At 60.5% G+C, this 22,960-nt stretch carries 17 protein-coding genes; 9 read left to right on the top strand and 8 right to left on the bottom strand.

Features of this window, described 5'->3' with window-relative positions; genetic code table 11:
- Both AAD018_RS00830 and AAD018_RS00825 read left to right on the top strand, forming a co-directional pair.
- Entirely contained in the window at window positions 1–891 is an 891-nt protein-coding gene (locus AAD018_RS00830) for a glycosyltransferase family 2 protein (protein WP_367314229.1), read from the top strand.
- Window positions 882–1,970 (top strand): glycosyl transferase family 2, encoded by a 1,089-nt coding sequence (locus tag AAD018_RS00825; RefSeq protein WP_367314033.1) that lies wholly within the window; start codon window positions 882–884, stop codon window positions 1,968–1,970. Before AAD018_RS00830 ends, AAD018_RS00825 begins: the two co-directional genes overlap by 10 nt.
- Here AAD018_RS00825 and AAD018_RS00820 read toward each other — a convergent pair.
- Both AAD018_RS00820 and AAD018_RS00815 read right to left on the bottom strand, forming a co-directional pair.
- Complete coding sequence (locus tag AAD018_RS00820) at window positions 1,908–2,807, bottom strand: hypothetical protein (RefSeq protein ID WP_367314034.1); 900 nt, start codon at window positions 2,805–2,807, stop codon at window positions 1,908–1,910. The genes AAD018_RS00825 and AAD018_RS00820 overlap by 63 nt on opposite strands.
- 3 nt (window positions 2,808–2,810) lie before the next feature.
- Complete coding sequence (locus AAD018_RS00815; protein WP_367314035.1) at window positions 2,811–3,608, bottom strand: hypothetical protein; 798 nt, start codon at window positions 3,606–3,608, stop codon at window positions 2,811–2,813.
- A gap of 73 nt (window positions 3,609–3,681) precedes the next feature.
- Here AAD018_RS00815 and AAD018_RS00810 point away from each other — a divergent pair, with 73 nt between their 5' ends.
- The 5 genes from AAD018_RS00810 to AAD018_RS00790 all read left to right on the top strand — a co-directional run bounded on the left by AAD018_RS00810 (window position 3,682) and on the right by AAD018_RS00790 (window position 11,090).
- The gene (locus AAD018_RS00810) at window positions 3,682–4,818 is read left to right on the top strand and encodes an FAD-dependent oxidoreductase (RefSeq protein WP_367314036.1); all 1,137 of its coding nucleotides are present in this window, start codon (window positions 3,682–3,684) and stop codon (window positions 4,816–4,818) included.
- Between the two features lie 197 nt (window positions 4,819–5,015).
- A complete protein-coding gene (locus AAD018_RS00805) occupies window positions 5,016–7,595 on the top strand; it encodes a family 16 glycosylhydrolase (protein WP_412005153.1) in 2,580 nt (859 codons plus the stop codon).
- Between the two features lies 1 nt (window position 7,596).
- Complete coding sequence (locus AAD018_RS00800; protein WP_367314038.1) at window positions 7,597–8,628, top strand: NAD-dependent epimerase/dehydratase family protein; 1,032 nt, start codon at window positions 7,597–7,599, stop codon at window positions 8,626–8,628.
- Window positions 8,625–9,371 (top strand): class I SAM-dependent methyltransferase, encoded by a 747-nt coding sequence (locus tag AAD018_RS00795; RefSeq protein ID WP_367314039.1) that lies wholly within the window; start codon window positions 8,625–8,627, stop codon window positions 9,369–9,371. The genes AAD018_RS00800 and AAD018_RS00795 overlap by 4 nt, the downstream gene beginning before the upstream one ends.
- Window positions 9,372–9,380: 9 nt before the next feature.
- Complete coding sequence (locus tag AAD018_RS00790; protein ID WP_367314040.1) at window positions 9,381–11,090, top strand: hypothetical protein; 1,710 nt, start codon at window positions 9,381–9,383, stop codon at window positions 11,088–11,090.
- On the opposite strand, the gene AAD018_RS00785 is transcribed toward AAD018_RS00790, so the two are convergent.
- Genes AAD018_RS00785 through AAD018_RS00775 form a run of 3 tightly spaced genes read right to left on the bottom strand, consistent with a single transcriptional unit; the run spans window position 11,057 to window position 14,273 of the window.
- Window positions 11,057–11,485 (bottom strand): hypothetical protein, encoded by a 429-nt coding sequence (locus AAD018_RS00785; protein ID WP_367314041.1) that lies wholly within the window; start codon window positions 11,483–11,485, stop codon window positions 11,057–11,059. The genes AAD018_RS00790 and AAD018_RS00785 overlap by 34 nt on opposite strands.
- A complete protein-coding gene (locus AAD018_RS00780) occupies window positions 11,482–12,894 on the bottom strand; it encodes a GMC oxidoreductase (RefSeq protein WP_367314042.1) in 1,413 nt (470 codons plus the stop codon). Before AAD018_RS00780 ends, AAD018_RS00785 begins: the two co-directional genes overlap by 4 nt.
- Entirely contained in the window at window positions 12,891–14,273 is a 1,383-nt protein-coding gene (locus tag AAD018_RS00775; protein WP_367314043.1) for a glycosyltransferase family 4 protein, read from the bottom strand. Before AAD018_RS00775 ends, AAD018_RS00780 begins: the two co-directional genes overlap by 4 nt.
- A gap of 320 nt (window positions 14,274–14,593) precedes the next feature.
- Between AAD018_RS00775 and AAD018_RS00770 the strand changes: the two genes are divergently transcribed.
- Together AAD018_RS00770 and AAD018_RS00765 are read left to right on the top strand one after the other, a co-directional pair.
- The gene (locus tag AAD018_RS00770; RefSeq protein WP_367314044.1) at window positions 14,594–18,061 is read left to right on the top strand and encodes a G8 domain-containing protein; all 3,468 of its coding nucleotides are present in this window, start codon (window positions 14,594–14,596) and stop codon (window positions 18,059–18,061) included.
- A 237-nt stretch (window positions 18,062–18,298) separates the two neighbouring features.
- Window positions 18,299–19,456: a Gfo/Idh/MocA family protein gene (locus AAD018_RS00765; protein ID WP_367314045.1), complete on the top strand. Its 1,158-nt coding sequence runs from the start codon at window positions 18,299–18,301 to the stop codon at window positions 19,454–19,456.
- Here the strand turns inward: AAD018_RS00765 and AAD018_RS00760 are convergent.
- From AAD018_RS00760 to AAD018_RS00750, 3 genes are read right to left on the bottom strand one after another with little or no spacing between them, the layout of a single operon-like run.
- A complete protein-coding gene (locus AAD018_RS00760) occupies window positions 19,393–20,574 on the bottom strand; it encodes a glycosyltransferase family protein (RefSeq protein WP_367314046.1) in 1,182 nt (393 codons plus the stop codon). The genes AAD018_RS00765 and AAD018_RS00760 overlap by 64 nt on opposite strands.
- A complete protein-coding gene (locus tag AAD018_RS00755) occupies window positions 20,571–21,581 on the bottom strand; it encodes a glycosyltransferase family 2 protein (protein ID WP_412005152.1) in 1,011 nt (336 codons plus the stop codon). Before AAD018_RS00755 ends, AAD018_RS00760 begins: the two co-directional genes overlap by 4 nt.
- Window positions 21,578–22,783, bottom strand: a complete 1,206-nt coding sequence (locus AAD018_RS00750) for a glycosyltransferase family 2 protein (RefSeq protein WP_367314048.1) — start codon at window positions 22,781–22,783, stop codon at window positions 21,578–21,580. The genes AAD018_RS00755 and AAD018_RS00750 overlap by 4 nt, the downstream gene beginning before the upstream one ends.
- Window positions 22,784–22,960: the final 177 nt, after the last annotated feature.

Here is a 22,960-nt window from a genome sequence, read left to right as displayed (position 1 = left end):
GTGATCCCGATTCTCAATGAAGAGGAGAGCGTGGGTCCCATGTATGACCATGTCATCAAGGCGCTGGACCCTCTGGAGACCCCGTTCGAGATCATCTTTGTGGATGACGGATCGACCGACCGTAGTTTCGAGCTGTTGTCGCAGATGGCGAAGGACGATCCGCGAATCGTCGTGCTGAAGTTCCGCAAGAATGCGGGGCAGACGGCCGCGATGATGGCGGGGATCGAATATGCCCGCGGCGACATGATCGTGACGATGGACGGCGATCTGCAGAACGATCCGGCCGATATTCCGATGATGCTGGCCAAGATCGAAGAGGGCTATGACCTTGTGATCGGGTGGCGGATGAACCGGCAGGACAAGTGGCTGTCGCGCAAGCTGCCGTCGATGGTTGCCAACAAGCTGATCGGAAAGATCACCGGATTGCCGGTGAAGGACAACGGCTGTTCGCTGAAAGTCTATCGGTCGAGTGTCATCAAGCGGGTGCCGCTTTATTCCGATATGCACCGGTTCATTCCGGCGATGACGTTGCCTTTAGGGGCGCGCATTGCGGAGGTGGGCGTGCGGCACCATGCGCGGCAGTTTGGCGTGTCGAAATACGGATTGTCGCGGATCTTCAAAGTGTTGCTGGATCTGATCGCGATCAAGATGCTGCTTCTCTTCGCGGATAAGCCGATCCGGCGGTTCTTTGGCCTGGCCGTTCTGGCCTTTGTTCTGACGCTGGTCAGCCTGTGGCCGTTGCTGGACGCCTGGGCCGGGGATCACAGCGTCATGATGCAGACGACGATTACGATGTTGCTGGGATCATTGAGTGTGTTTTTTCTTTTGTTGGGGGCCGTCGCGTCGCTGGTTCATCAGCGGCTGGGTGGGGTGAATTTGAGATGGGACTAGTGGGAATCGATACGAGCGAAACCGAAGCTGTCGCGATTGGAGGATCTCCGTCGTCGCAGGTGCCGAAGCTGTCCGTTCTTGTCGCCGTAGATGGGGATGGGGTTGGGCTGGAAGAGCTGCTGCTGCTTTACCGTGATGCTTTGGATGCGCATGGGGAAAGCTACGAGCTTACGCTGCTCCATGAGGCAGGAGAGGCTGGATCGCAAAAGGCCATCGAGGCGCTGAAGGGCAACTGGCCGGAATTCGGAACGCTTGGACTGCGGCCCTGGAATGGCGAGGATGCCGCGATCAAGATGGGAATCGGGAGGGCGCGCGGAGAGATCGTCGTGACGCTACCGAGTTGGCCGGAGATCGATCCGGGATCGATCGGCGCGCTGATCGAGGCGGTGGATGGCACCGATATGGCCATCGGGCGGCGACCTGTCCGTGACGCCTCTGCCATGCAGAAGCTGAGAACGGGCGCGACGCATGGGCTGCTTCGGCTGCTGTTTCAGCACAAGTTCAACGATGTCTTTTGCCGCTCCCGGGCCGGGCGCAAGGATGTGTTTGCCGCTGTCACCGAGCTTGGCGTGCGGCAGCATTTTCTGCCGGTGATCGCCGTTTCGGAAGGCTACCGCGTCACCGAGGTCGACGTGGATGTGCCCAGTCAGGAGCAGCTCAAGGGCATCTACCGGTTCAAGGCGCAGGCGCATATCGGCGCCGTCGTCGATCTTCTGACGCTCTTTGTCGGGCTGAAGTTTCTCAAGCGACCCTTGCGGTTTTTCGGGGCCATTGGTCTGCCCTTGATGATCCTCGGGGTTTTCATCACCACCCTTCTCGTTATCGATCGCTTTGCCTTCGGCACATCACTCGCGGACCGCCCGGCGCTCGTTTTTTCGGTTATGATGGTGGTTCTGGGCATCCAGATCGTCGCTTTGGGGCTGGTGGGGGAGATCATCATCTTCTCGTCCAGTCGGCGCATGCGCACCTATGAGATCGACGAGATCATCCGGGGGCGCCCGACAGCGGCGGAGCGGTCAGCGGCGGAGGCGGTGCAGGAGGCTGAAAGCCCACCAAAGGGCGATGACCGCCAGTCCTAGATAGCTCGCCCAGTCGCGGAGTTGGCCGTGATGCCATTGCATGAGGGTGACTTCGAGGGTGGTTGGGCTTTCGAAGCGGCCCCGGATCGAGACCTTGGCAGGCTCGGTCAGGACACCCGTTGCGGAGCCCGTTACAGTCAGGCGCTCGCGGGTCCAGATGGCGAGGGTTGGTTCTCGGTTTTCAATAATGAGGCGAGCGCGGTCGAGCTCGAGTTCCTTGCCGGTGCGGTTTTCGGCATCCGCGAGGGTGGCAACATCGTGCAGGTCGGCGGCGAGGACGGAACTGCGCAAGGCGAGCGGGGCAGTGAGGTAAGCCGTCATGAGGAGGAGTACCGCGAGAGCCGCGCCTTTACGTGGCAGGATGAGGTCCGACCCGTCGGGGCGTTCGCGGACGGCGATGTAGGCCAGCACTCCGAGGCCCAGCGCGAAGAAGATGAGCGTCGCACTGTCCTCGGGCCAGAAGAGGCCGAAGTTCGTCAGATGCCAGTCGAAGGGCGCGAAAAGGAGGACTCCGTTTCCAATCTTGGTTTGCAGGGCGTCGAGAAGAAGATGCAGGAGACTTCCGGCGGCGAGCGTCAGGAAGACTGCGAGCCGGTTGCGGCTGAAAAGCGCGAGCGCAGCGCAGAGCAGAAGGCTGACCGCGAGGCTGCTTTGCGCGATGGCGTAGATCCGGACCTCGATCGGTGGAAGGTCAGTAAAGGCGCCTGCGAGACGCTGACCAATCCAGGGAAGATCGGGGAGGATGCAGCCCAAAAGGATCCATTTGAAATCGGCCCTGCGATAGCCGAGCCGTGTCAGAACCGTCTGGATACCGATATGTCCGAGGGTTGCGGGCATGGGTCAGGTCTTGATCCGGGACGGGGTGCGCAAGAGGATTTGGTTCACGACCATGCCGGGCGTGCTGTCCCGTCTGCCGTAGAATTTGGGCGACGTGGTTTGTTCCATGAGCCACGTTTTGAAAGTGGCGAAGGGTGTCTGAGGATCGAAGGGAGCAGATACCTCGATCCCGTAGCGGCCTGTCCGCGCGACATCGCCGCGAAGTGGAAGAGGATCGGAGCCAGCAAGGCAAAGCCAGCCCGCCTTTTCAGCCTGATCGAGAAGCGACGGACGCGGCCAGAGGCGGGGCCGGACGGCACTGTCGGCGAGGAAAATTTCGCGCGGCGCGGTGCGGCGGTCGATGAGGGAGGCCACGTGATTTCCTCGGTCACCCATCCATTTGCCGACGCCCCAAGGGAGGACGGCGAGCGCCTGTTTTTCAGTGATGTCCGCGACCGTCTCGTCAAGCGAAAGACCGTCCGACGGGGGGGCGGGCATCCCGAGGGCGAGCACCTCCAACCGCTCTTTCGTGACGATCTGACGGCCCGCGACGATGGCGATCCGGGAGCCGTCCTTGTGGTGGGCCAGCTGAGTGACAGCTTCGTCGGTGGACGTGATGTTCCAATCGCGCTCTTGCGCGGGAAGATCGGCGAAGCGGCTCAAAGTGGCCGTTTCCGTGAGGCAAAGCATGCCGGTCACCGGACCTTCCTTTCCCCTCATATTCGCCTGCGCCGCATCAAGCATGTCGGCGGCTGTCGTGCCGGGGTAAAGATGAACATGCGTGTCGACGCGGTAGCCGGTAGAGGGGTCGGTTTGGGACATGAAGGGCCTTTGGGCTGCCGAACTGGTACGACAGGGGTATCCTATCGGACCGAAAGCTCAAATGGAGCGGCGAATGGCCCATGATCTGATCGTGATTGGCGGCGGGATCCATGGGGTGATGACGGCCTGGATCGCGGCGGAGCGTGGGTATGACGTCTGCCTGCTAGAGAAGGATCAGCTGGGCGGGGGCGCCAGCGGGGGGTGGTTTGGCATCCTGCATGGCGGGCTGCGGTATCTACAGGGGATGGATCTGCGGCGCTATCGGCAGTCGGTGATCGAACGGCGCTGGTTCATGCGGACGTTTCCCGAGCATATCACGCTGCAGCCCTTTCTGATGCCGCTGTACGGGCAAGGGTTGAAGCGACCAGAGATCTTTCGAGCCGCATTTGCTGCAGATGCGGCGCTGTCTGTGGATCGGGGGACGGGGGTTGCCCAAGAGCTGCAACTGCCGCGCGGGCGGGTGATTTCTAACGCCGTGGTGCTCGAGCATGCATCATGTGTTTTGGTCGAGGGACTTGAAGGTGGTGCGCTTTGGTCCGAGGCCGTGGTGCCGGATATGAACGCGCTGTTTGCGGCAATCGCTGCGCGGACGTCAGCGGCGGGTGCAATTTTGCGAGATGGCACGGCGGTTGCCGCGCCTCTGGTGCAGGACGGGCGGATTGCAGGCGTGACGCTGGAGGACGGAGAGGAGATTCGGGCGCCAAAGGTTATCAATGCGGGCGGCGGTGCGGCAGATGGTTTGGCGATGCGGCTCGATCCGGACTATCGCGCGGAGGGCGGGTCTGCTCTGGCGTTCAATTTGATGCTGGACCGGCCGCCGCCGTCGGAGTGCGGTCTGGCGCTTTACGGTGGTGCGGGGACAGAAGCGTTGTTTCTTTATCCGTCCGGAGAGCGGACCTTTGCAGGGACGTGGTATTTGCCGTGGACCGATGGATCCGGGACGGAGGTGCCCGAAGATGCTGTTCGGGCCATGCTCGATGCGGTGGATGAACGCACGCGGGGGCTTGGTCTGAGGATCGAGCAGGTACAGCCTGTGCGAGGCGGGCTTTTGCCTGTGACGCGGGCGGGAACAACGCAACTTTGCGGGGCGGACCGCTTCGTCGATCATGCGGCGCATGGGGGACCGAGCGGGCTTTATACGGTGCGGGGCGTGAAATTTACGACGGCCCCTGCGGCTGCGCGGAAGGCCTTGGCGCTCGCGGGGATGTGACGGCCGGGAGCGGGTGATTGATGCAGTCTCGGATTCGCGTTAACGTTACGGTATATTTAAGAAGGCGGCTCTCGCTGCTGCCTATTCGAGTTTGAAAGATCTGGCATCGTCGTCCTGGTGCCGTTGTTTGTGAGAATGGTTTGGTTTCGCTCATGACGTATTTGGTTTCCGCAGGGGTTTTTCTGATCAGTCTTGGAATGGCGGCCTCGCTTTCTGCGGAGGGGCACGGCGAGGCTTTCGTCGATACGTTCGAGACACTGGATGACGCGCGCTGGCGGATCGCGGAGCATACGGTACCGGCGCGGTTCAATCAGACCTCCTGGTCGGCAGCCTATGTGGATCATACTCCCGGGACCCTGACGCTTAGGTTCGACGATACCGAAAAGGACGGAAAGCCGTTCACCGGGTCCGAGATCAAGACGCGGGGCTGGGCGCATTACGGACGCTATGAAGTGACGATGAGGCCCTCGCCGGTCGAGGGGATCCTGTCGTCGTTCTTCGTCTATACAGGACCTTTTTTCGACGATCCTGTCAGCGAGATCGATTTCGAGTTCAAAGGCGAGGATACGACGCAGGTTCTGCTGACCTACCACACACCCGAAGGCAGCGACGGGGAGTTTGTGGATCTTGGGTTCGATGCTGCGCTCGAAGAGCACACATACGCGTTTGAATGGGAGCCTGAACGGATCCGCTGGTATGTAAACGACGTGCTGCTGCGCGAGGTCGAGGCGGACGAGATTGGAATGCCCAGCGCGGCGGGGCAAATCTATATGAGCGTCTGGAGCGGAGCGAGCGATTTCACAGGCGTGCCGCAGCCGGGCGCATCAGGCGAGGCGGTCTATTCGCGGGTGGCCTTCACGCCGCGCGAGGCGCCGGTCGCCCTGCCCGATCAAGCTCATGTCGCATCCGGGGCTTCGGTTGAGATCGACGTTCTGGCCAATGACAGCGCTGTTAAGGGTGCGCTGGATCCAGGCAGTGTGGAAATTGTCGAGGCTCCGTCTGCCGGGACGGCGACGGTGATGGAGGATGGGCGGATCCTTTACGAGGCTGCCGCCGAAGGGGGCATACAGGAGCTGACCTACCGGGTGCGGGCAGGTGAGGCTTGGTCGAATGCGGCGACCCTGGCTCTGGCGGTCGATATGCCGATCCTCGAGACATTCTCGACCGATCGGGGCGGGTTTCATTACTCCGACAGCGCCTTTCGCAACGCCACCGCGCATGACGAGGCCGCGCTGTCCCAACCGCGCGGGCGGATCGGGGTCGCCTTGGGGCAAGGTGAATTTGTGGACACGGTTGAGGACCTCTCGGGCGGGTGGTCGCGATCGTTCACGCTGAGCGAGCCGATGCAGGTGACGCTTGATCTGGGCTACCGGTTACGGATGAGGGGGCCCTTTACCAACCCGGCCCGGGCGGAGGCTTTGGTCAAGCTGAACGAGACGCTTCATCTCGTGAACGAGATCACGGTGGATGGACAGACCGCGCGGGCCGATACCGGCGACCAGACGGCACGTCTGGATCTGGGTGTTCTACCTGCCGGAACCCATGTTCTGACGCTGGGCGGGTATCTCAGCCGGCGGACGTCCGAGGCCGAACGGGCGAACGTGTCATTCGATGATGTGAGACTGAGCCTGTCGCCCGCGCGCGCGGCTCAGGAAGATGCCCGTTTCGCCATTCTGCCGGAAGTGGCAAATCCGCCTGCCCCAGCACTTCTCGAACAGGTGTTCGAGGACGGCTCCGGAGGGTTCTCTTTCACGGCTGATCCTGCAGGAAGCGCGGTTGGATCCGCGACTGACGGCGCTTTGCATCTTGGCTTTGCGGGTCGCGAGGAGGTTCCGGACGAGCAAGGGATCCGGGGGGTCTGGAGCGCGCCGGTTGCCATAGGCAACGGACAAGGCGCGACAGTTACGCTTCGACACCGCATCGTAGCGAGCGATCCGGATGCGGCGCAGTCGGTCGCTGTCTTCGTTTCAATCGGCGACAAGGTGATGCCTCTTTTCGGGCCTGCGCAGGACGCGGGTGGGCCGTTTACGGAAACGGTAATTGAGTTCGAGACATTGGATGCCGGGCGGCAGACAATCAGTCTTGGTGCGGCGACGCGGACTGCGAAGACGGCGGAGTCGAATGTTGATATCAGCTTCGACGCAGTAACCGTCGAGATGAGACCCCAAGATCAGTCGGCTGGTTTGGCCTTGGACGCTCCGGACCCCTGGTTGGACGAAAACGAGGCGCGGCTTGCAACCTTCATCCTATCGGGGATGGAGCGCGGGTCGGAGGCCTTGATCGTGATTTCCGATGGAGCATCGGATGTGATGCAGACGACGGATACGAACGGCGCGATCCTTTTTGATCTTGGCGCGCTGTCGGTGGGTCCGCTGTCGAGCGAGCTGATCGTGACGGACGATGCCGGAGAGATGATGCGCGTGCCTGGGCCACCCCTACAACTGCGGGAGGGCGCGGGCGATGACGATCTGGATCTGGCGCTGACGAATGGACGGCTTGGGCGGGGCGAGGATGGCGCGTTGGCGGTTCGGCTTGATGTGATCGGGCTGGATACGGATGCGACAGCGGTTGTCACCGTCGCGAATGGGGATGAAGTGGTCACGGCGTCAGCGGCCTCGGACGGATCTGTGATCCTGCCCTTGGGCGAGGTGCGGGCCGAGGTGCTGACAAGCCAGGTCGAGGCAGTGGATGCGTTCGGCAATTCGAGCGTTGTCGTCGGTCCCGATCTGGTTCCGGATCCTGCGCTTGTTCCGGCGCAAGACGCGGCAGGGAACTAGGATGGGGGACAGTTTGCTGGCAGATCGCCGCGCGCTGGTGACCGGAGCGACCGGCTTCACCGGATCGCATCTGGCCCATGCGTTGCGCGCGAAAGGGTATCATGTGAGGGCCTTGGTGCGCGATCCGGACGGGGCGAATGCAAAGCGGCTGGCAGAGGGCGGCATCGAGCTGATCCAGGGCGATATCGGCGATGCAGAGGCGATTGACCAGGCTGTGGCAAGGATGACCCACGTCTTCCATATCGCGGCTGTGTACCGGACAGCGAACCACAGCGACGCCTATTACGAGAGGATCAACCGCGATGCGGTCGGCTACGTGTTGGAGGCCGCCAACCGGCACGGGGTAGAGCGCATCGTTCACTGTTCGACCTGCGGTGTGCATGGCGATGTGGCCGAAATCCCCGCGAACGAGGAGACCGCATTCAATCCCGGTGATGTCTATCAGCGCTCGAAGCTGGCCGGAGAGATGCTGGCGCAAGAGGCCGCGCGAGCAGGCGCTCCGGTGTCGATCGTGCGACCGACTGGGATTTACGGGCCCGGGGACGATCGGTTTCTGAAGCTGTTCCGCACGGTCGAGAACGGGACGTTCCGGGTCTTTGGGAAAGGCGATATCGCGTATCATCTGACCTATATCGACGACATGGTGGACGGTCTGATCCTCGCTGGAGAGCATCCGGCGGCAATTGGCGAGGTCTTCTTGATCGGGGACGATAGCTACACGACGCTCGACGGTCTGGTGGCGGAAGTGGCGCGAGCGGTGGGCGTGAAGCCTCCGTCGCTGCATCTGCCGGTGGTGCCTTTGATGCTGGCGGCGACGGCCTGCGAATTCGCGTGCCGCCCGTTCGGAATCGATCCGCCTTTGCATCGAAGGCGGGTGGCCTTCTTCACCAAGGCGCGGGCGTTCTCGGTGGATAAGGCGAAGGATCGGCTGGGGTTTCAGCCGAAGGTGCCGCTGGCGGACGGCATTGCGCGAACCGCTGAGTGGTATCGGCAGGAAGGCTGGCTCAAGGGCTCCGGGAAGACGGCGGCATGAGCGCGAACCCCGTCCAGATCGTGCCCGATATCGGGTCGGATCGGCCTGATCTTGATCCATCGACGGACCGCTATGCGGCGCGGTTTTCCGGTGCTGCCGGGGAATGGCTATTGTCGGTGCAAACCCGGGCGCTGCGCGATCTGATGCCGGAGGGGACGCATCATCTGCTGGATGTCGGCGGGGGGCACGGGCAGATCGCGCGTCCGATGCTGGAGGACGGGCACCGGGTCACGGTCCTTGCCAGTGTGGACGATGCCTTTGGAAGATTGCCGGAGCTTCAATCTGATCGACTGACACTGAAGACCGGGTCCTTGATGGATCTGCCGTTCGAGGATCAGAGTTTCGACGTCGTGACCTCGTTTCGCATGATGGCCCATGTCGGCGATTGGGAACGGCTTCTGCGCGAGATGACGCGGGTGGCGCGGCACGCTGTGATCTTCGATTTTCCGACGCCGTCCGGTGCGAATGCGCTGGAGCCGCTGCTTTTTGGGCTAAAGAAACGGATCGAAGGAGATACGCGGCGTTTCACGGTGATCCGAGCGAGCGCGGTCCGGCAACATCTGGAGAGCCTTGGTTTTGCGCCCGGGCGGTCCATTGGTCAATTCACGCTGCCGATGGTGGTTCACCGTAAGCTGGCCCGGCCCGCGATTTCGCAGCGGATGGAGGACGGTCTGACCGCTGTTGGACTAGCATCGGCCATCGGGAGTCCGGTTGTGATGCGAGCAGACCGGAAGGCAATTTAGGACATGACGATGGCCTTGGCGACAGAACGCAGCAGCCCCGCGCGCCAGAGCGCCCTTTTTGTCGGTGCGCTTCTGCTGGTCTTCGGGCTGGCCTTCGTGAGCCGGATCGCGATGCTGGGCGCGCCACCAATTTATGATGAGCTCTATCAGCTGGTTCCTGCCTTAAGTTACCATGCGGGAGAGGGGTTTTCCGTCCTCGATGGGACCTATGATCGGGCCTCGGACTTCACGCGGCTGATCGCGGCCAGTTTCGACCTAACAGGGGAGCCGTCCTGGTGGGCAGCGCGACTGATCCCGTCGGTGCTGCCTGGTGTTCTGCTGGTCGTCGCGATCTTTGCGTGGGCTTGGCATGTCGACAGACGAGGGACGGCGGTCATCGTCGCGGTGTTCCTGATCCTTTGGCCGAACGGGATCGAGGTGTCTCAATATATCCGGTTCTATGCCCTTCATGGGCTTCTGTTCGTACTGGCTACAATGGCGGTTTATGCGGTTTTTGAGGAAGCGCGAACCGTCGCGATAAGAGTGGGCTTGCTTCTGGGCGCGGGGATCCTTCTGGCAGCGGCCTATCGCTTGCAGATGCTCACGCTGCTTGGCGCCGGTGCTTTGGGACTTTGGGTCGCCATGGCATATGGGCCGCGATGGCTGCGGGAGATCCCGTGGGTGAAGTGGGCCGTTCTGGCGGCGGTCGTCGTCGTGGGGGGAGTTCTGGCAAGCGGAGTGTTGAACGACACTTTGGGGTGGCTTTGGACGACCTATCGCTGGGAGCCATGGCCCGCCTCGGGGGATACGACCTTCTATCATCGCGATTTCAGGGACAACTATCCGACGTTTTGGCCTCTCTTTCCCGTCGCCGCGCTGATCGCGCTGCGAGTCAATTTCAAGCCAGCGTTCTTCTGTTTGGTGCTATTCGCGGTTTGCTTTGTATTGCAGACCTTCGGGGGGCTTAAGAACATCCGGTATCTGTATCCAGTGATGCCGTTCCTCTTTGTGATCTGGGGGATCGCTTTGCGGGCGGTGATCAGTGCGGTCTTTGGGTGGCTCATTGAGACGTCGCGGGAGGCGGTGTCGCCCCTGGTGGCGGAGCGCTGGGTGCGGCCGGTGGCGTGGAGCGGGATCGTCGTCGCGCTTGCCTTTGCGTTTTTTGCCAACGCGGCCTTCGTGCGGAGTGTCGGGTTGATTGCGGGGCTTAATGACGGCGAGCTTTTGGGCAAGGTTCGGTGGCAATGGAGAAGTGCCGAGGAGGTCGTCACCCCCTGGCTGGAGCGGGGCGCGCTGGTCGTGACAACCGAAGAGATGCGGGCCGTGGAATGGCTGGGGGATTACGACGTGGGCTTCAACCGGCCGCGGTTTTCCGAGCTTCTCTATTCCTTGGGGCCCGATACGCAGGCTTTTGCGGCGGATTTTCGGACTGGTCGTCCTTTGACGGGCGATGTCGGTGACATCGAGCGGTTGATTGCATGCCATCCGGTAGGAGTTGTTTTGGCGGACGCGCCGTGGGCGCGATCAGGGAATGCACTGCGGCTGCGAGAGGCTGCGCAGCTGAGCGGCGCCGAGGCGGTACTGTCGCGGCATGACGGGATGGCGATGCTCGGTTGGGAACGCGAGGGGGGCGCAATCGGGTGTAATGCGCTAGCGGAGTTGGAGGGATCCGCGGCGGAGCGGATTTTGAGCGGCGCGCGGCAGCCTCAGACGTTGTCTTCGGCGAAGGCAGAGAGGTAGAGGCCGCAGTCGGGCTCCCACGGGGCGGGGTTGGAGTAGTCGAAACGGTCGGATCGGCCCTGCCGCATCGCGATAATGTTGCTGCGGGTCAGGATCGTCTGGAGAAAACGCTCTTTGAGATTGGAGGCGTCGGGGATCAAGTAGATCCGGTCACCGCGCCATGAGAAATAGACCTCTGCGGCTCGCTTTTTCAGCGACTGGCTGTCGGAGATGACAGCCGTGTAGTCGTCGATGAAGGCGTCGATGCCGTCAATCTTGAGGGCGTCCTTCCCGAAATGCTCGGCGGTGACCCGGCGCAGGAAGCCCGTGGTTCCACCGCCAGCAATTCCGAGAGCTGCGAGCGCCGTTATCGCGCCTCCGCCAGCTAGAAGGGTGCGGCGCGTGAGTTTGTTCATAGCAGGTCTCCGCTGCGTAGCGACAAGGCGGACAGGGTGAGCGTGGGGTTGGCGGCTGCGCCTGTCGGGAAGGTGCTGGCACCGAGGCAGAGAAGGTTGGAGATGCCGTGAACGCGGCCCAATGGATCAACGACGCTGGTGACCGGATCCTTGCCCATCGGGGTGCCGCCGATGACGTGAGCCTCAGTCGGTTCGAGATCGCCGATCCGCGAAACCTCGTAGTCGAAAGGAATAATGTCGGAGAGGTTGTCCACTGCCCGCGCAAGACCGGCGAGGGCGTAGTCGGTGTGACCATGCCAGACGAGTGTCGGCTCATCGTTCTCGAGGATGATGCGGTTGCGGTCCTGCGGTAGATCCTCGGCCACGAATTTTAGCTTGAGCCGCTGGAGCCATTTGCCCGGTTCGAGCCGGAGGGATGGCGGGGCATTCCAGCTTTCGATGAGGACAGAGGCCGCCTCGGACCTGAAAGGGCCGTCGTAAAAGCCGTAGCCCAAGCCGGTAAAGGAGGAGCCACCGTAGTAATTGTCGAACGGGATATCGAGCCAGGCGAACTGGCCGACCTGTTCATGAATGCCTTTGCCGACATGCTCTCCGCCAAGCTCCGATCTGAGGAGGATGGCAGAGGTTCCGATCGGGTTCGCGGCAAGCGCGACGAGGTCCGCGTCGATGCGGTGTTCGGCGCCATCCCCGGTCCGGACGAGAGCGCCGGTCGCTTCACCTGCAGAAGTTTCGACGGTGCGCAGTTCGGTATCGGTCAGGAGGTGGAAGCCGTCATCGGTCATCTCCTCCAGAGCGTTCAGGATCGTGAATTTCGCATCGACCGGGCAAAGTGTGCAGGCTCCCGAGGCGCAACAGGTCGGACGGCGCCCGCCATTGGAGCGGGCAGAGGGCATCGCCTGCCATCCCAGATTGCCCTCGCCGAGTTTGCGATCCGCGCGGGAGAGAATCGGGGCCGGATAGGGATAAGGGGCCGAGCGAGGCGTAAAGGACGTTTCGCTGTCGCCTGCGATCTCCATGATCTCTTCGGTACGGAGGAGATAGGGTTCGAGCGTATCGTAGGAGATTGGCCAATCCTGCGCGATGCCATAGCGCGTCTTGAGTTCGAGATCGCTCGGGTGGAAGCGCGGGGTGTTGCCCCACCAGCAGTTGGAGCCGCCGCCGACCTGATGGCGGATGGTCCAGTCTTTCCGGTGACCCGAGCGGTTATCCTGCCGGACCGGGGCCGGTTTGTCGTGAAAGCGCCGGTCCAGCTGGGTCTGGCGGTCAATGAAGGGTCCTCTTTCAACAAAAAGGATCTGAAGACCACGCTCGCGAAGGGCATAGGCGAAAAAGAGGGTGGCAAAGCTGGATCCCGCGATGACGACGTCCCATTGCCGGGACGTTGCCGAGGCGATCTCGATCCGGTTCATCGGGTGGCGACCGGTCGGGTCCGTCCGGCGAGACGGGGTTCAATTTCGGTTCTCAGGAACTGGTCGAGCTTTTGCCTGTAGGCCGCCGGCGTGAACTCGCGTTTGACATAGGCGCGTGCATTCGTGGCGAGGCGATCGCGGAGGTCCGGATCGGCGAGGAGCATTTCGAACCCTTCGGTCATATCCTTCGGTGCGGCTGTCACGAGATGGGCGACTTCGTCGGTCAGGACCTGAGTGTGGGTCGGCAGGCGTGTCGCGAGGAGGGGACGGCCACTGTCGAGATAGGAATAGACCTTCATCGGCGTATTACGCCCCTGCATGCGTGGCGAGGTCACGATTGTAGCGGCGCGAAGGTAGGGCCCGAGATCGGCAACCGGGCGCGGGCCAAGGAAACTGACGCGGTCGGCGATGCCGAGCTCGAGAGCGCGGATACGGTTCTCGGCGATATGCTGTTCGTTGCCGCCGATCACCACGAGCCGCGCGTGTGTGCGATCGGGGTCGAGACCGGCAAATCCGTCGAGAAGAAGATCTATCCCCTGATAAGGCTCGAGATTGCCGACATAGACGATGGTCGGCTCGTCGAACTCCATGTCCTTCGGCGCCGGCCGCGGGTCGTTGTCGTCAAGCATGGTGACATCTTCAAGCACCTGGACTGGCAAGTCGGCGTCATGTTCACGGACCGAGTCGCGCAGGGCCTTGCAACAGACCATGGCGCCGATGGCGGAGCGGCAGGCCCAGCGCTCGACCGTCGACAATGCACGCAAAATAGGGGCAGGCAGGTCGTATTTGTCATCGAGCTGTTCAGGGATCGAGCTGTCGATATCGGCGATATACGGCACCCGGAAGAGAGGACGCAGCGCCATAGCGATATAGGCAGATTCCTCGACCGCGATAACCAAATCGTAGCGGGACCGGATCATCCGTGCGATGGCGTAGGGGATCATCACGCCGTCGAGCAACAGCTTCTTGAGCGAGAAGCCGGGCGGAATATTCGACAGGCCGGGGATGCGTGGAAGACGGAAGAGACGGCAATTCGCGATCTCGACATCGTCGCCTTCGGGGAAGGTCAAAACGTCGACGGTATCACCGCGCGCGGATAAACCTTCGAGCATCATTTTTATGGCGATGGGGGTGCCGCGCAGCGTCATAAATGGCTGCGGGGCGAGAACAAGAACTCTCATCGAAGCAAACCTCAAACAATGTCTTAGCTTGGCATCAAAAAGAGACACTGTGAAGGCGCAGGACAGCGACGATTCGCCTTTGACGCTGTTCTCACGATGGCGGAATCGATTAATTTCCGGACCGATCCGGAAAATTTCCATAGTTTTTCGCAAAGATAGGCCTGCTTTGCCACATTTCGCAGGCGGATTTTCACCCATCTCAAAATCAAGGCTTTGCGGTGTCCAACCCCTTGAACCGCAACCAGTCCTGTCTGAGCTGAATATGTCCTAGTTTGGCGTGATTACGTGACACAACCCTGAATTGTCTGCGGTTTTTTGCTCACTCGCTAGGTTTGCCTGAGGTCATCTTTGTAACTTATTTCTGCCGTTGTTAGCGATCTCATTACGGCCACAATCGCTGTGAACGGAGCAAACCGTACGGCTTTAGGCAACGATTAACTATAAGCGGTTAACTCTGTTGGCCGGACTAGATGGCGAGTTAGGCACCTGCTGCGAGGCGGTTGCTTCAAAGATAAGAAGTGAGTGCGGCGATGGACGGCATGATGAACGACGGAACGCAGATGGAGATGGATTCGTCTGCGACGGGCAGCCACGGGGGTCATGGTGGGCACGGAGGACACGGAGGACACGGAGGACACGGAGGACACGGCGATGGATCGACTGCTCATCCCGACGACAAGGACAAGGCCGTCGATCATCAGCGCCTGCTCGACCTCATGCCGGAGAAGGGCGACAAAGGTGTCGCCGTTGCTGTCAATGACGGATCTTGGTTCGATCCCGATACATGGGCCGATGGACGCGTGCCGTCGGACGGTCAGAGTGTCCTGATCTCGCACGGTGTATCGGTACAATATGACGGGGTCAGTAACGCGAGGCTTGACCGTGTCGGAGTCGAAGGTGAGCTGCATTTTGCGACCGATACTGACACCAAGCTGGTCGTTGACACCCTTCTGACCGGCCCGATGTCCACGCTGACGATTGGCACTGAGCGCCGTCCGGTAGAGGATGGCGTCACGGCGGAGATCATCATCCACCGCGACAATGGTCCGATCAATGTCGCGGAAGATCCTGGCCAGTTGTCGAAGGGGATCGTGACCCACGGCAAGGTGGAGATCGTGGGCCAAGAGAAGGACAGCTTTCTTAAGGCGTCGGTCGATCCCAAGAAGGGGGACAGCTTTCTCACATTCGATGAGCGTCCGGAAGGATGGCAGGCGGGCGACAAGCTGGTCGTGGCGGGTACGAAACTTGTTGGCGATAACGAATTTCAGGACGAGATCGTCACGATCAAGTCGATTTCGGCCGCGGGCGACGGGACTTATGTCGTCATGCTCGATCAAAAGCTGAAATACGATCACACGACGCCGGACACGATGTCGGGCGCCGAATTTCAGGTGCCGGTTGCGAACTACAGCCGCAATGTCTTTATCGGGACCGAAACGGATGACGCCGCTTATCTGGAGGACGGCAAGAGCGTGCCTGTCGATGAGCGCGGACATGTCATGTTCATGCACAATAGCGACGTGACGGTGAAGAATGCCGAGTTCTTTGAACTGGGCCGGACGGATAAGTCGATCCCGCTCGACAGCGATGACAATGTCGCCGGGCGCTATGCGCTTCATTTTCACCGCACTGGCGGCGAGGCGGTTGATGAGCCCGCCTTGGCGGAAGGCAATGCGGTCTGGGGCAGCCCCGGTTGGGGTATCGTTCACCATGACGCCAACTTGGATGTGGTCTCGAACGCGGTCTTCGGTGTGAACGGGGGCGCGATCATTGCCGAGGCTGGCAACGAGACCGGGCGCTGGCATGACAACATCACGATCCAGACGACCGGAGAGTACGTTACTTTCAATTCGGAGCACGGGAACGCCACCGATCATCCGGCGGCGCGTCAGCAGAACCACGACGACTCGTTTCATCAGGGGATCGGGTTCGGTTTCAAGTCCCGGATGATAGAAACCACGGACAATGTGGCGGTTAGCTCGAACGGGGCGGGCTATTCGTTCTGGCCGATGGGTAAGGAGGATGGCTCTCCGTCCCATATCGATCCGCTCGTCTCGGATTTTGAGAGCATCTATGGCTACGATCCGTTCTTTGGACATGAGGACGTGTCCGCTTCTAAGATCCCGAACCGCGTCTTCACCGGTAACGAGGCGATTGCCTCTCATGTCGGTCTGAATACGAGCGCGGACAAGCGGCCCTCGGGAACCGATGTAACGACGGTGATCGAGGATTTCACGGCCTGGGAAGTCGGCGCGGGTGTGGTCGGGTTCTATCAGCGGGATTACCTGATCAAGGACAGCGTCTTTGTCGGTGTCGAGGGCGGGCTTACCGGCGATCACGTCAAGAGCGCGGCGGGCAACAGCACGACCGGAGTGCTCAGCCGCGAGTTTCACGAGCTGAAGCTGGTCAACAATCACTTCGAGAATTTCGACTACGGGGTTTGGGAGAAAAACCACGACAAGGGTGAGGAGTATACTCACGTCATTCTTGGCAATACCTATATCGGCGTGAAGGACAAGCAGGCGCTTGGCATCGATGGCGCTTTGGCGTCGGCCTACAAGCTGAACTACGATGGGTCGAACTGGAAGACGAAGGTCGATCTGGGAACGCTGTCGGCGAAGGTAGATCTCAAGAAATCCGATTTGGTCATGACGGAAAGCTATGATCGGTTCTCGGTCGTCGTGACGAAGACCGATGCGCTTGGCTCCGTCGAGCTGGTCATGGGGTCCGAAAAAGGCCGCTATCAAAGTGCCAGCCAAAAGACGTGGTGGTCCGAAAACGCGGCGAAGAATGGATACTACACCAAGGATGGCAGCTACTTTGTCATCGTGGATATCGCGGTGTCGGACCGGGTGACAGGAACGGTCGCCGTGATGCCTGTCGCAATCGAGCTTGAGTTCATCGACCGCCCCGGAGACTTCCCGAATGGCGCGATGAATATGGGTCGTCTGCCAAGCGATCTGGCGGATGACGGCGTCGGCAAGCTCGAAATTGTGGATCTGCGCGTGATTGGGGAGAGTGGAAATCAGCTGGATACCGGTGCTCCAGATCCTGATCCGAAGCCCGATCCCAAACCAGACCCGACGCCCGATCCAGATCCAAAACCGGATCCGGACCCCGACCCGAAACCGGATCCCGATCCCAAGCCGGATCCTGATCCAGACCCCAAACCCGATCCGGATCCAAAGCCTGATCCCGACCCTAAACCGGATCCAAAGCCCGATCCCGAGCCAGGGACGGGAGAGGCGGAGCTTGTCCGGATCGAGTCGCAGACGTTCAAGGGCAACTGGTCGGATGTGATGAAATACACGCCCGATAGTGATCTGGCGGTGTCCAACGCGACCATATCGTTCGATTTCAACGCCGATTCAGTAAGCGGTCGTCAGGGTCTATTCTCCCGTGATGCGACGGGAACCACGGGCGATGGGTATCATGTGTCGGTCTGGATCGAGGACGGGACGATGATCGTCCGGTTCCAGAATGCGGAGGAAAGCGTTCGGTTCGAGGTCGATGGCATTCGCTCGAAGACCGATCATTCGGTTGAGATTGCCTTTGGTCCGGACGGGGTTTCAGCCTCTATCGATGGGCAGGAGATCGGGTCGGATGCCGGTTTCGATATGACTTGGGAGACCAGCCCCGAGCATATCCAGATCGGTGCCTTCGGCGGGAAGACCGATAGCGGCAGTAATCGGTATCACTACATCTTCGAAGGCGAGATTTCGGATCTTTCGATCACAAGCAAAGCCGAGAAACCGGTGAAGGCGGAGCCCGGTACAAGCCTGGTTCTGACAACCGAAAAGCCGATGCAGGGCGCCGAGCGGTTTGCTGGTCTGACGGCGGAAGAGCAGATAGCGCTTGAGGCCGAGATCCCGGAGATCTTCGAGAAGGAGGCTGACCCGGAGACCAGTTCGGCGATCATGATCAACCGCTGGGTGGACGAGTTTGTCTGGGTCGATCAGACGATCGAGACTTTCGATCTGGGCTGACGGCGGCTCGATTTAAAAGATCGTCAGGGATCATCGCCATCATGGCGGTGGTCCCTTTTCTTTATCGATGGCTTGGCTCCAACTTGTGCTTGGCGGCGAAAAGAGGAAGGGTGCGACTATTCAATTAAGCGACTTGTTCATAGTGATGATTGCCATGATGTCTTTTTCCCACGCGACCTTCTCAGCCTTCGTAAACGTCGATGATTGCTTTGATCTGAAGCCGAGGTCTCTTTCAGTATGACGGCGGGTATTGCCTTTGTGGGCTGCGGATATGTCGCCGATCTTTATCAAAGTGCGCTCGCCAACTGGAGCGAAACGCTTGAGCTAAAAGGGGTCTATGACCGCGACCCGAAGCGGCTCAAAACCTTTGCCAAGCATTACGGGCTCGAGACCTATCCGTCCTTTGATGCCCTTCTGGAGGATCCGGAAGTCGAGATTGTCGTGAACCTGACCAATCCTGACGAGCATTACGCAGTTACAAAGCAGGCGCTCGAAGCCGGACGGCATGTCTATTCGGAAAAGCCGCTTGCGATGGACTTGGCAGAGGCGCGGGAACTGGTGGAGCTAGCAGCGGATGAGGGCCTGCATCTTGTCTGTGCGCCTTCGAGCGCCTTAGGGGAGGCCGCTCAAACCTTGGCTAGAGAGGTGCAAAGCGGGGCACACGGCAAACCGCACCTTGTCTATGCCGAGCTTGATGATGGGATGGTGCACAAGATCGGCTACCAGAACTGGAAGACAGCTTCAGGCGCATTCTGGCCCGCGAAGGACGAGTTCAAGACAGGCTGTACGATCGAACATGCTGGCTACGCGCTGACTTGGCTGGTTGCGATGTTCGGCGGAGTGCGGCGGGTTGTTTCCTTTGCCAGTTGCCTTGTGCCCGACAAAGGCAAGGACACGCCGCCGGACTACGACACACCGGATTTCAGCTGTGCCTGTCTGGAATTTGATAATGGGGTCGTCGCGCGGATGACGAACAGCATTATTGCGCCGCATGACCACCGGTTCCGGGTGTTCTGCGAGAACTCTGTTCTCGAGGTGGGCGAGACCTGGGACTATTCCGGCAAGGTTCGGGTGACGCCAGTTCCCAAGAGCAAGATGCGGCGCGGGGCGATCAAACTGCTTGGGATGACAGGGTCGCGCAAGATCAAGCCGCAGAGCCAGCGCAAAATCTCGACCGCCAAGCGAGGATATCCGATGGATTTTGCGCTGGGCGTCGCCGAGATGGCGGAGGCGCTTCAGGAGGGGCGGGCGCCTCGACTGGCCGGGGAGTTCTCGCTGCACATCACAGAGGTGTCGCTGGCGATCCAGTACCCCGAGCAATTCGGGACCGACTACCGCCCCGTTTCGGCCCCCGGTCCGGTTGCCGCGATGGAATGGCGGTCCGAAGAGGACTGACTGCCCAAGGCTGTCTCTATCATCCTATCGATGAGCTCGGGCTCTTCGACGAAGAGCGATCTGGGCGCGTTGAGTAGTTTCTTTTGCATCGTGGAGATGTCGGATCGATCTGCGATAAGCCGGGAAATGGCAGCGGGCAGGCTGGTCTCGACCGGGGAGTCGAGCAAGAGCCCCGCTCCATTCTCGGCGATCCACCGGGCGGTTTCCGTCCCGGCCGGAGCGAGTGCTGGTGTCGCGAAATACCCGCCTTCGTAAATGCGGTTTGGGAGAAGCCAGACGGAATTTGCCTCGTCTTCGTACCAATCACCCGCCCAAACAAGATCGACCTCTGAATAGATCGCCTCGAGATCCTTGGGTGCCTCGTAGCGGCCGTGGAAGGTGATGTTCGGGATACCCTCAATCTCGCCTTCAAGGTCGGGGATGACGGTTCGGGCCGGATATCCTCTAAGCGTGACTTCGATATCGGTCGGGTAGGTTCGAGCCAGATCGAGCAGCAGATCGAGCGATCTGCGGCAGCGGAGATTGCCGAACCAGCCGATGCGGAGCGGGCCGGTCGAGGCATGCTCAGGCGGTGACGGACGAGGCGGGAGGTCCGGCACATCGATCAGCCGGTTCTCGATCAGAAAGGTGCGGCAGACCTTGGGGTAGTACTTCCGGAAATGCTCTGTCGCGAAGCGGGGGGACGAGATGACGACGAGCGAAGTCTGCTTGAGAAACGCCCTCTCGGCCCGCCGGAGCATGCGGGCGGTGAGTGCGTCCCCCGTCAGGCGGTGATGGACGTCGAGGCATTCGTAGACGATCGGAGCTTTGAGCCGAAGGTTGCGACGCAGGGTAACGGTGAGAGCGAGCATATCGAGGTTGCGGGCGTAGAGGATCGTCGCTCGTTCGAGATCTTCCTTGTACTCGCGAGTGATGTGGAAGCCAGACCTGACATTCTTGATCCTCTGCCAGTAGGCGCCATCAAAGGTTTCCCCAAGATCGACATTGGCCCACGGGACAGGTTTCGCAGGGCCGCGGCGCGGCATATAGCCGATGACCTCGTGGCCAGCCTTCTGAAAGGCCGCGGCGCGGCGGGCAACGGCTGCGTCATTTACGTTATGACCGAAGAACGCGATCATGTTTGACTGACCGGGCTTGCTGGGATGTGTGGGCGGCCTTTGGCAAGCCGAACAAGGAAGCCGAGACCCCAGGCGAGATGCATGATGCCCAGCGCAAGGCCAGCGATGAGGCCGCAAGCGGAATGCTTTGTCAGCGCAGTGCTAAGGGAGACTATCACGAGAAGAAAGAGATAAAGAGCGGGCCAGACGATGCTGAGGGATGTAAAGGGGAGTGCGATCAAACTGAGTGCTAGCAGCAGGACATTCACGACCGGTATGAGCTGGCGAAGTTTTGGCCGGATCAAGTGTTTGAGGCAGGTCTGCGCGCGGCCTTGTCCGTAGTTGAAGTATTGACGCCAGAGACCCTTGGCCGAAGCGCGAGGATAGTAGCCGATGCGGATGTCGCTTTCGAGCCAGATGCGTTCACCTGCTTCGATGAGGCGGCGATCAAATTCAGCATCCTCGTTCGCCACGAAATTGGTGTCGTATCCGCTGAGCTTGCGAAAGGCTGAAGCGCGGAATGCGGCGTGGTGTCCATGATCGACAAAGCCAGACTTCGTCCCGCCGCGATGAGCGGAGCCACCTGCGCCAAGCTTGGAGTCAGCGATCCAGGCGAGGCCCTTTTGGAAGCACCCGGCCTGCGAGATGGCATCCATCGGGATGACTACCGAGGCGGCGTCGACCTCGGAGAGCTTTGCGACGAGGCTTGAGACGAAGCGGGGAGGATAGTCAGCGTGGGCATCGCAGCGGATGAAGATGTTGGAGCCATCGAATTCCGGCGACAGAAGAAGGTTCATGGCGGCGGCCTGGGTTCGGCCGGGATTGTCGATGAGGCGGATGTTCGGATGCGTCTGTGACAGCGTCTTGACGATATTACGGGTCCGGTCGGTACTTCCTCCGTCCGCGACGAGGATCGGGCAAGTCGACGCGAGGGGATCACCTTCGATGAGTTGCTCGAGAGTGCCAGCGATGTAGCGTTCCTCGTTCAATGTTGGGATAAGGACCAGCGTTTGGGGCAAGTCGGTCACCATCCGTAGACGTCCAGCGGAAGAGTTTGACGTTCGGTCAGATCACTGTCTGGCGCGTTATTTTTTGACCAGAGCAGCGGAGCGGCGAGCGATGCGATCGAGATGGCTCGGGGCAAGTCTCGGGACTGAACGGCTGTTCGACCATGCCAGAGTGCGCCGCGTCGCAGGGCGTTGAGGATATCCGTGCCGGTCCGGCCTTTACCGCTTAGCGACTTGAGTTTGCGGAGGGTTACGGGCTGAAGTGCTTCATCGATGCCGTGTTTTCCTGACATGGCACGACGGGTGATAGCCGTTTCAACAGATGTGAGGGGCCGGCCGGGGTCGAGAGCGGCGGCGGCCGTGAAATCCTCGAGCGCGAGATCCCAGTCGGTTCGACGAGCATAGACCGTACCGCGCTGCAAAAGAGCTGCGCGATGGATCAGGTCGGGGTCCGTGCTTTGGTAAAGCGCTTCGTAGAGGCTGAGCGGGAGAGTCTCCCGGACATCACGAAAGATCTTGAGGTCATGGCTTTTCCAGACAGTGTCCGACTGGTCAGCCGTGTGTTGTGCTGATGACGGACCACGTGCTCCGTCATGTTTGCGCTGGAGGAAAACGACGTCCTCGAGGATGCGAACCGGATTGCGGGAGGCGAGTCGAAGGAACATCTCGTAGTCGATGGACCGGGAGAGGTCTTCGCGGAAGGGGCCGGCGTCTTGCAGCGCTTGTCGTCTGACAAGGGATCCGTTCTGGAAGAAAAAGATATCCTCGAGAATATGGCGAAGCGGGCTGCCCGAGGAGAGATCTGGCCAGTATCCTGTGTCGTATGTCTTGCGGTTGCCTTTTGCATCATCGCGAAACCGAAGGTGCCGACCTGCGACAAGCGCCACGTCAGAGCTATCAAAGCCTGCCATGAGAGTCTGTGTCGCCATGGGAAGAGCGACATCGTCGTCGTCGCAAATCCACACATACTCTCCCGAAATCTGCGCGAGAGCCGCGTTCAGAGCTTTTGCCTTGCCACCATTCTTGGACGTGAACGCGCGGACAAGGGTTGGAAATCGTGCTTCTAGATCCGCGATGCGTTGTGGAGTGTCGTCGGTGGAGCCGTCATCCCAGATGACAATCTCGCTGACCGGGCGAGTCTGTGACGCTATGGCTGCAATGGCCTCTTCCAAATACGCTCCACGGTTGAACGTGGGGACTATCGCGCTGATCTCACCAGCCACACTCAAATTCCTACTGCGTCAAACAACTAATCAAACTATGACTGTGAGTAGACATCTTGTGTTCGGTCTTGTCCAGTGAGGTCACCCTTGCCGCTTTTTCTCCGCATCGTTTCAGTTCGTCTTTTGGGCCGTTTTTCGAAGGTCTGGCCGCGTTCCCTCTGGTTACTCTTGCTTTGC

Source organism: Aestuariibius insulae (assembly GCF_040783535.2).
In the GTDB taxonomy this organism is placed as follows: domain Bacteria; phylum Pseudomonadota; class Alphaproteobacteria; order Rhodobacterales; family Rhodobacteraceae; genus Aestuariibius; species Aestuariibius insulae.
Note: the sequence above shows the minus strand (reverse complement) of the source record. Positions and strands in the feature narration are given on the sequence as shown.

Excerpts from the sequence above, each read along its gene's own strand:
- AAD018_RS00825 (WP_367314033.1), top strand. The coding sequence starts at position 882 with ATGGGACTAGTGGGAATCGATACGAGCGAAACCGAAGCTGTCGCGATT.
- AAD018_RS00820 (WP_367314034.1), bottom strand. The coding sequence starts at position 2,807 with ATGCCCGCAACCCTCGGACATATCGGTATCCAGACGGTTCTGACACGG.
- AAD018_RS00815 (WP_367314035.1), bottom strand. The coding sequence starts at position 3,608 with ATGTCCCAAACCGACCCCTCTACCGGCTACCGCGTCGACACGCATGTT.
- AAD018_RS00810 (WP_367314036.1), top strand. The coding sequence starts at position 3,682 with ATGGCCCATGATCTGATCGTGATTGGCGGCGGGATCCATGGGGTGATG.
- AAD018_RS00805 (WP_412005153.1), top strand. The coding sequence starts at position 5,016 with ATGGCGGCCTCGCTTTCTGCGGAGGGGCACGGCGAGGCTTTCGTCGAT.
- AAD018_RS00800 (WP_367314038.1), top strand. The coding sequence starts at position 7,597 with ATGGGGGACAGTTTGCTGGCAGATCGCCGCGCGCTGGTGACCGGAGCG.
- AAD018_RS00795 (WP_367314039.1), top strand. The coding sequence starts at position 8,625 with ATGAGCGCGAACCCCGTCCAGATCGTGCCCGATATCGGGTCGGATCGG.
- AAD018_RS00790 (WP_367314040.1), top strand. The coding sequence starts at position 9,381 with ATGGCCTTGGCGACAGAACGCAGCAGCCCCGCGCGCCAGAGCGCCCTT.
- AAD018_RS00785 (WP_367314041.1), bottom strand. The coding sequence starts at position 11,485 with ATGAACAAACTCACGCGCCGCACCCTTCTAGCTGGCGGAGGCGCGATA.
- AAD018_RS00780 (WP_367314042.1), bottom strand. The coding sequence starts at position 12,894 with ATGAACCGGATCGAGATCGCCTCGGCAACGTCCCGGCAATGGGACGTC.
- AAD018_RS00775 (WP_367314043.1), bottom strand. The coding sequence starts at position 14,273 with ATGGGTGAAAATCCGCCTGCGAAATGTGGCAAAGCAGGCCTATCTTTG.
- AAD018_RS00765 (WP_367314045.1), top strand. The coding sequence starts at position 18,299 with ATGACGGCGGGTATTGCCTTTGTGGGCTGCGGATATGTCGCCGATCTT.
- AAD018_RS00760 (WP_367314046.1), bottom strand. The coding sequence starts at position 20,574 with ATGATCGCGTTCTTCGGTCATAACGTAAATGACGCAGCCGTTGCCCGC.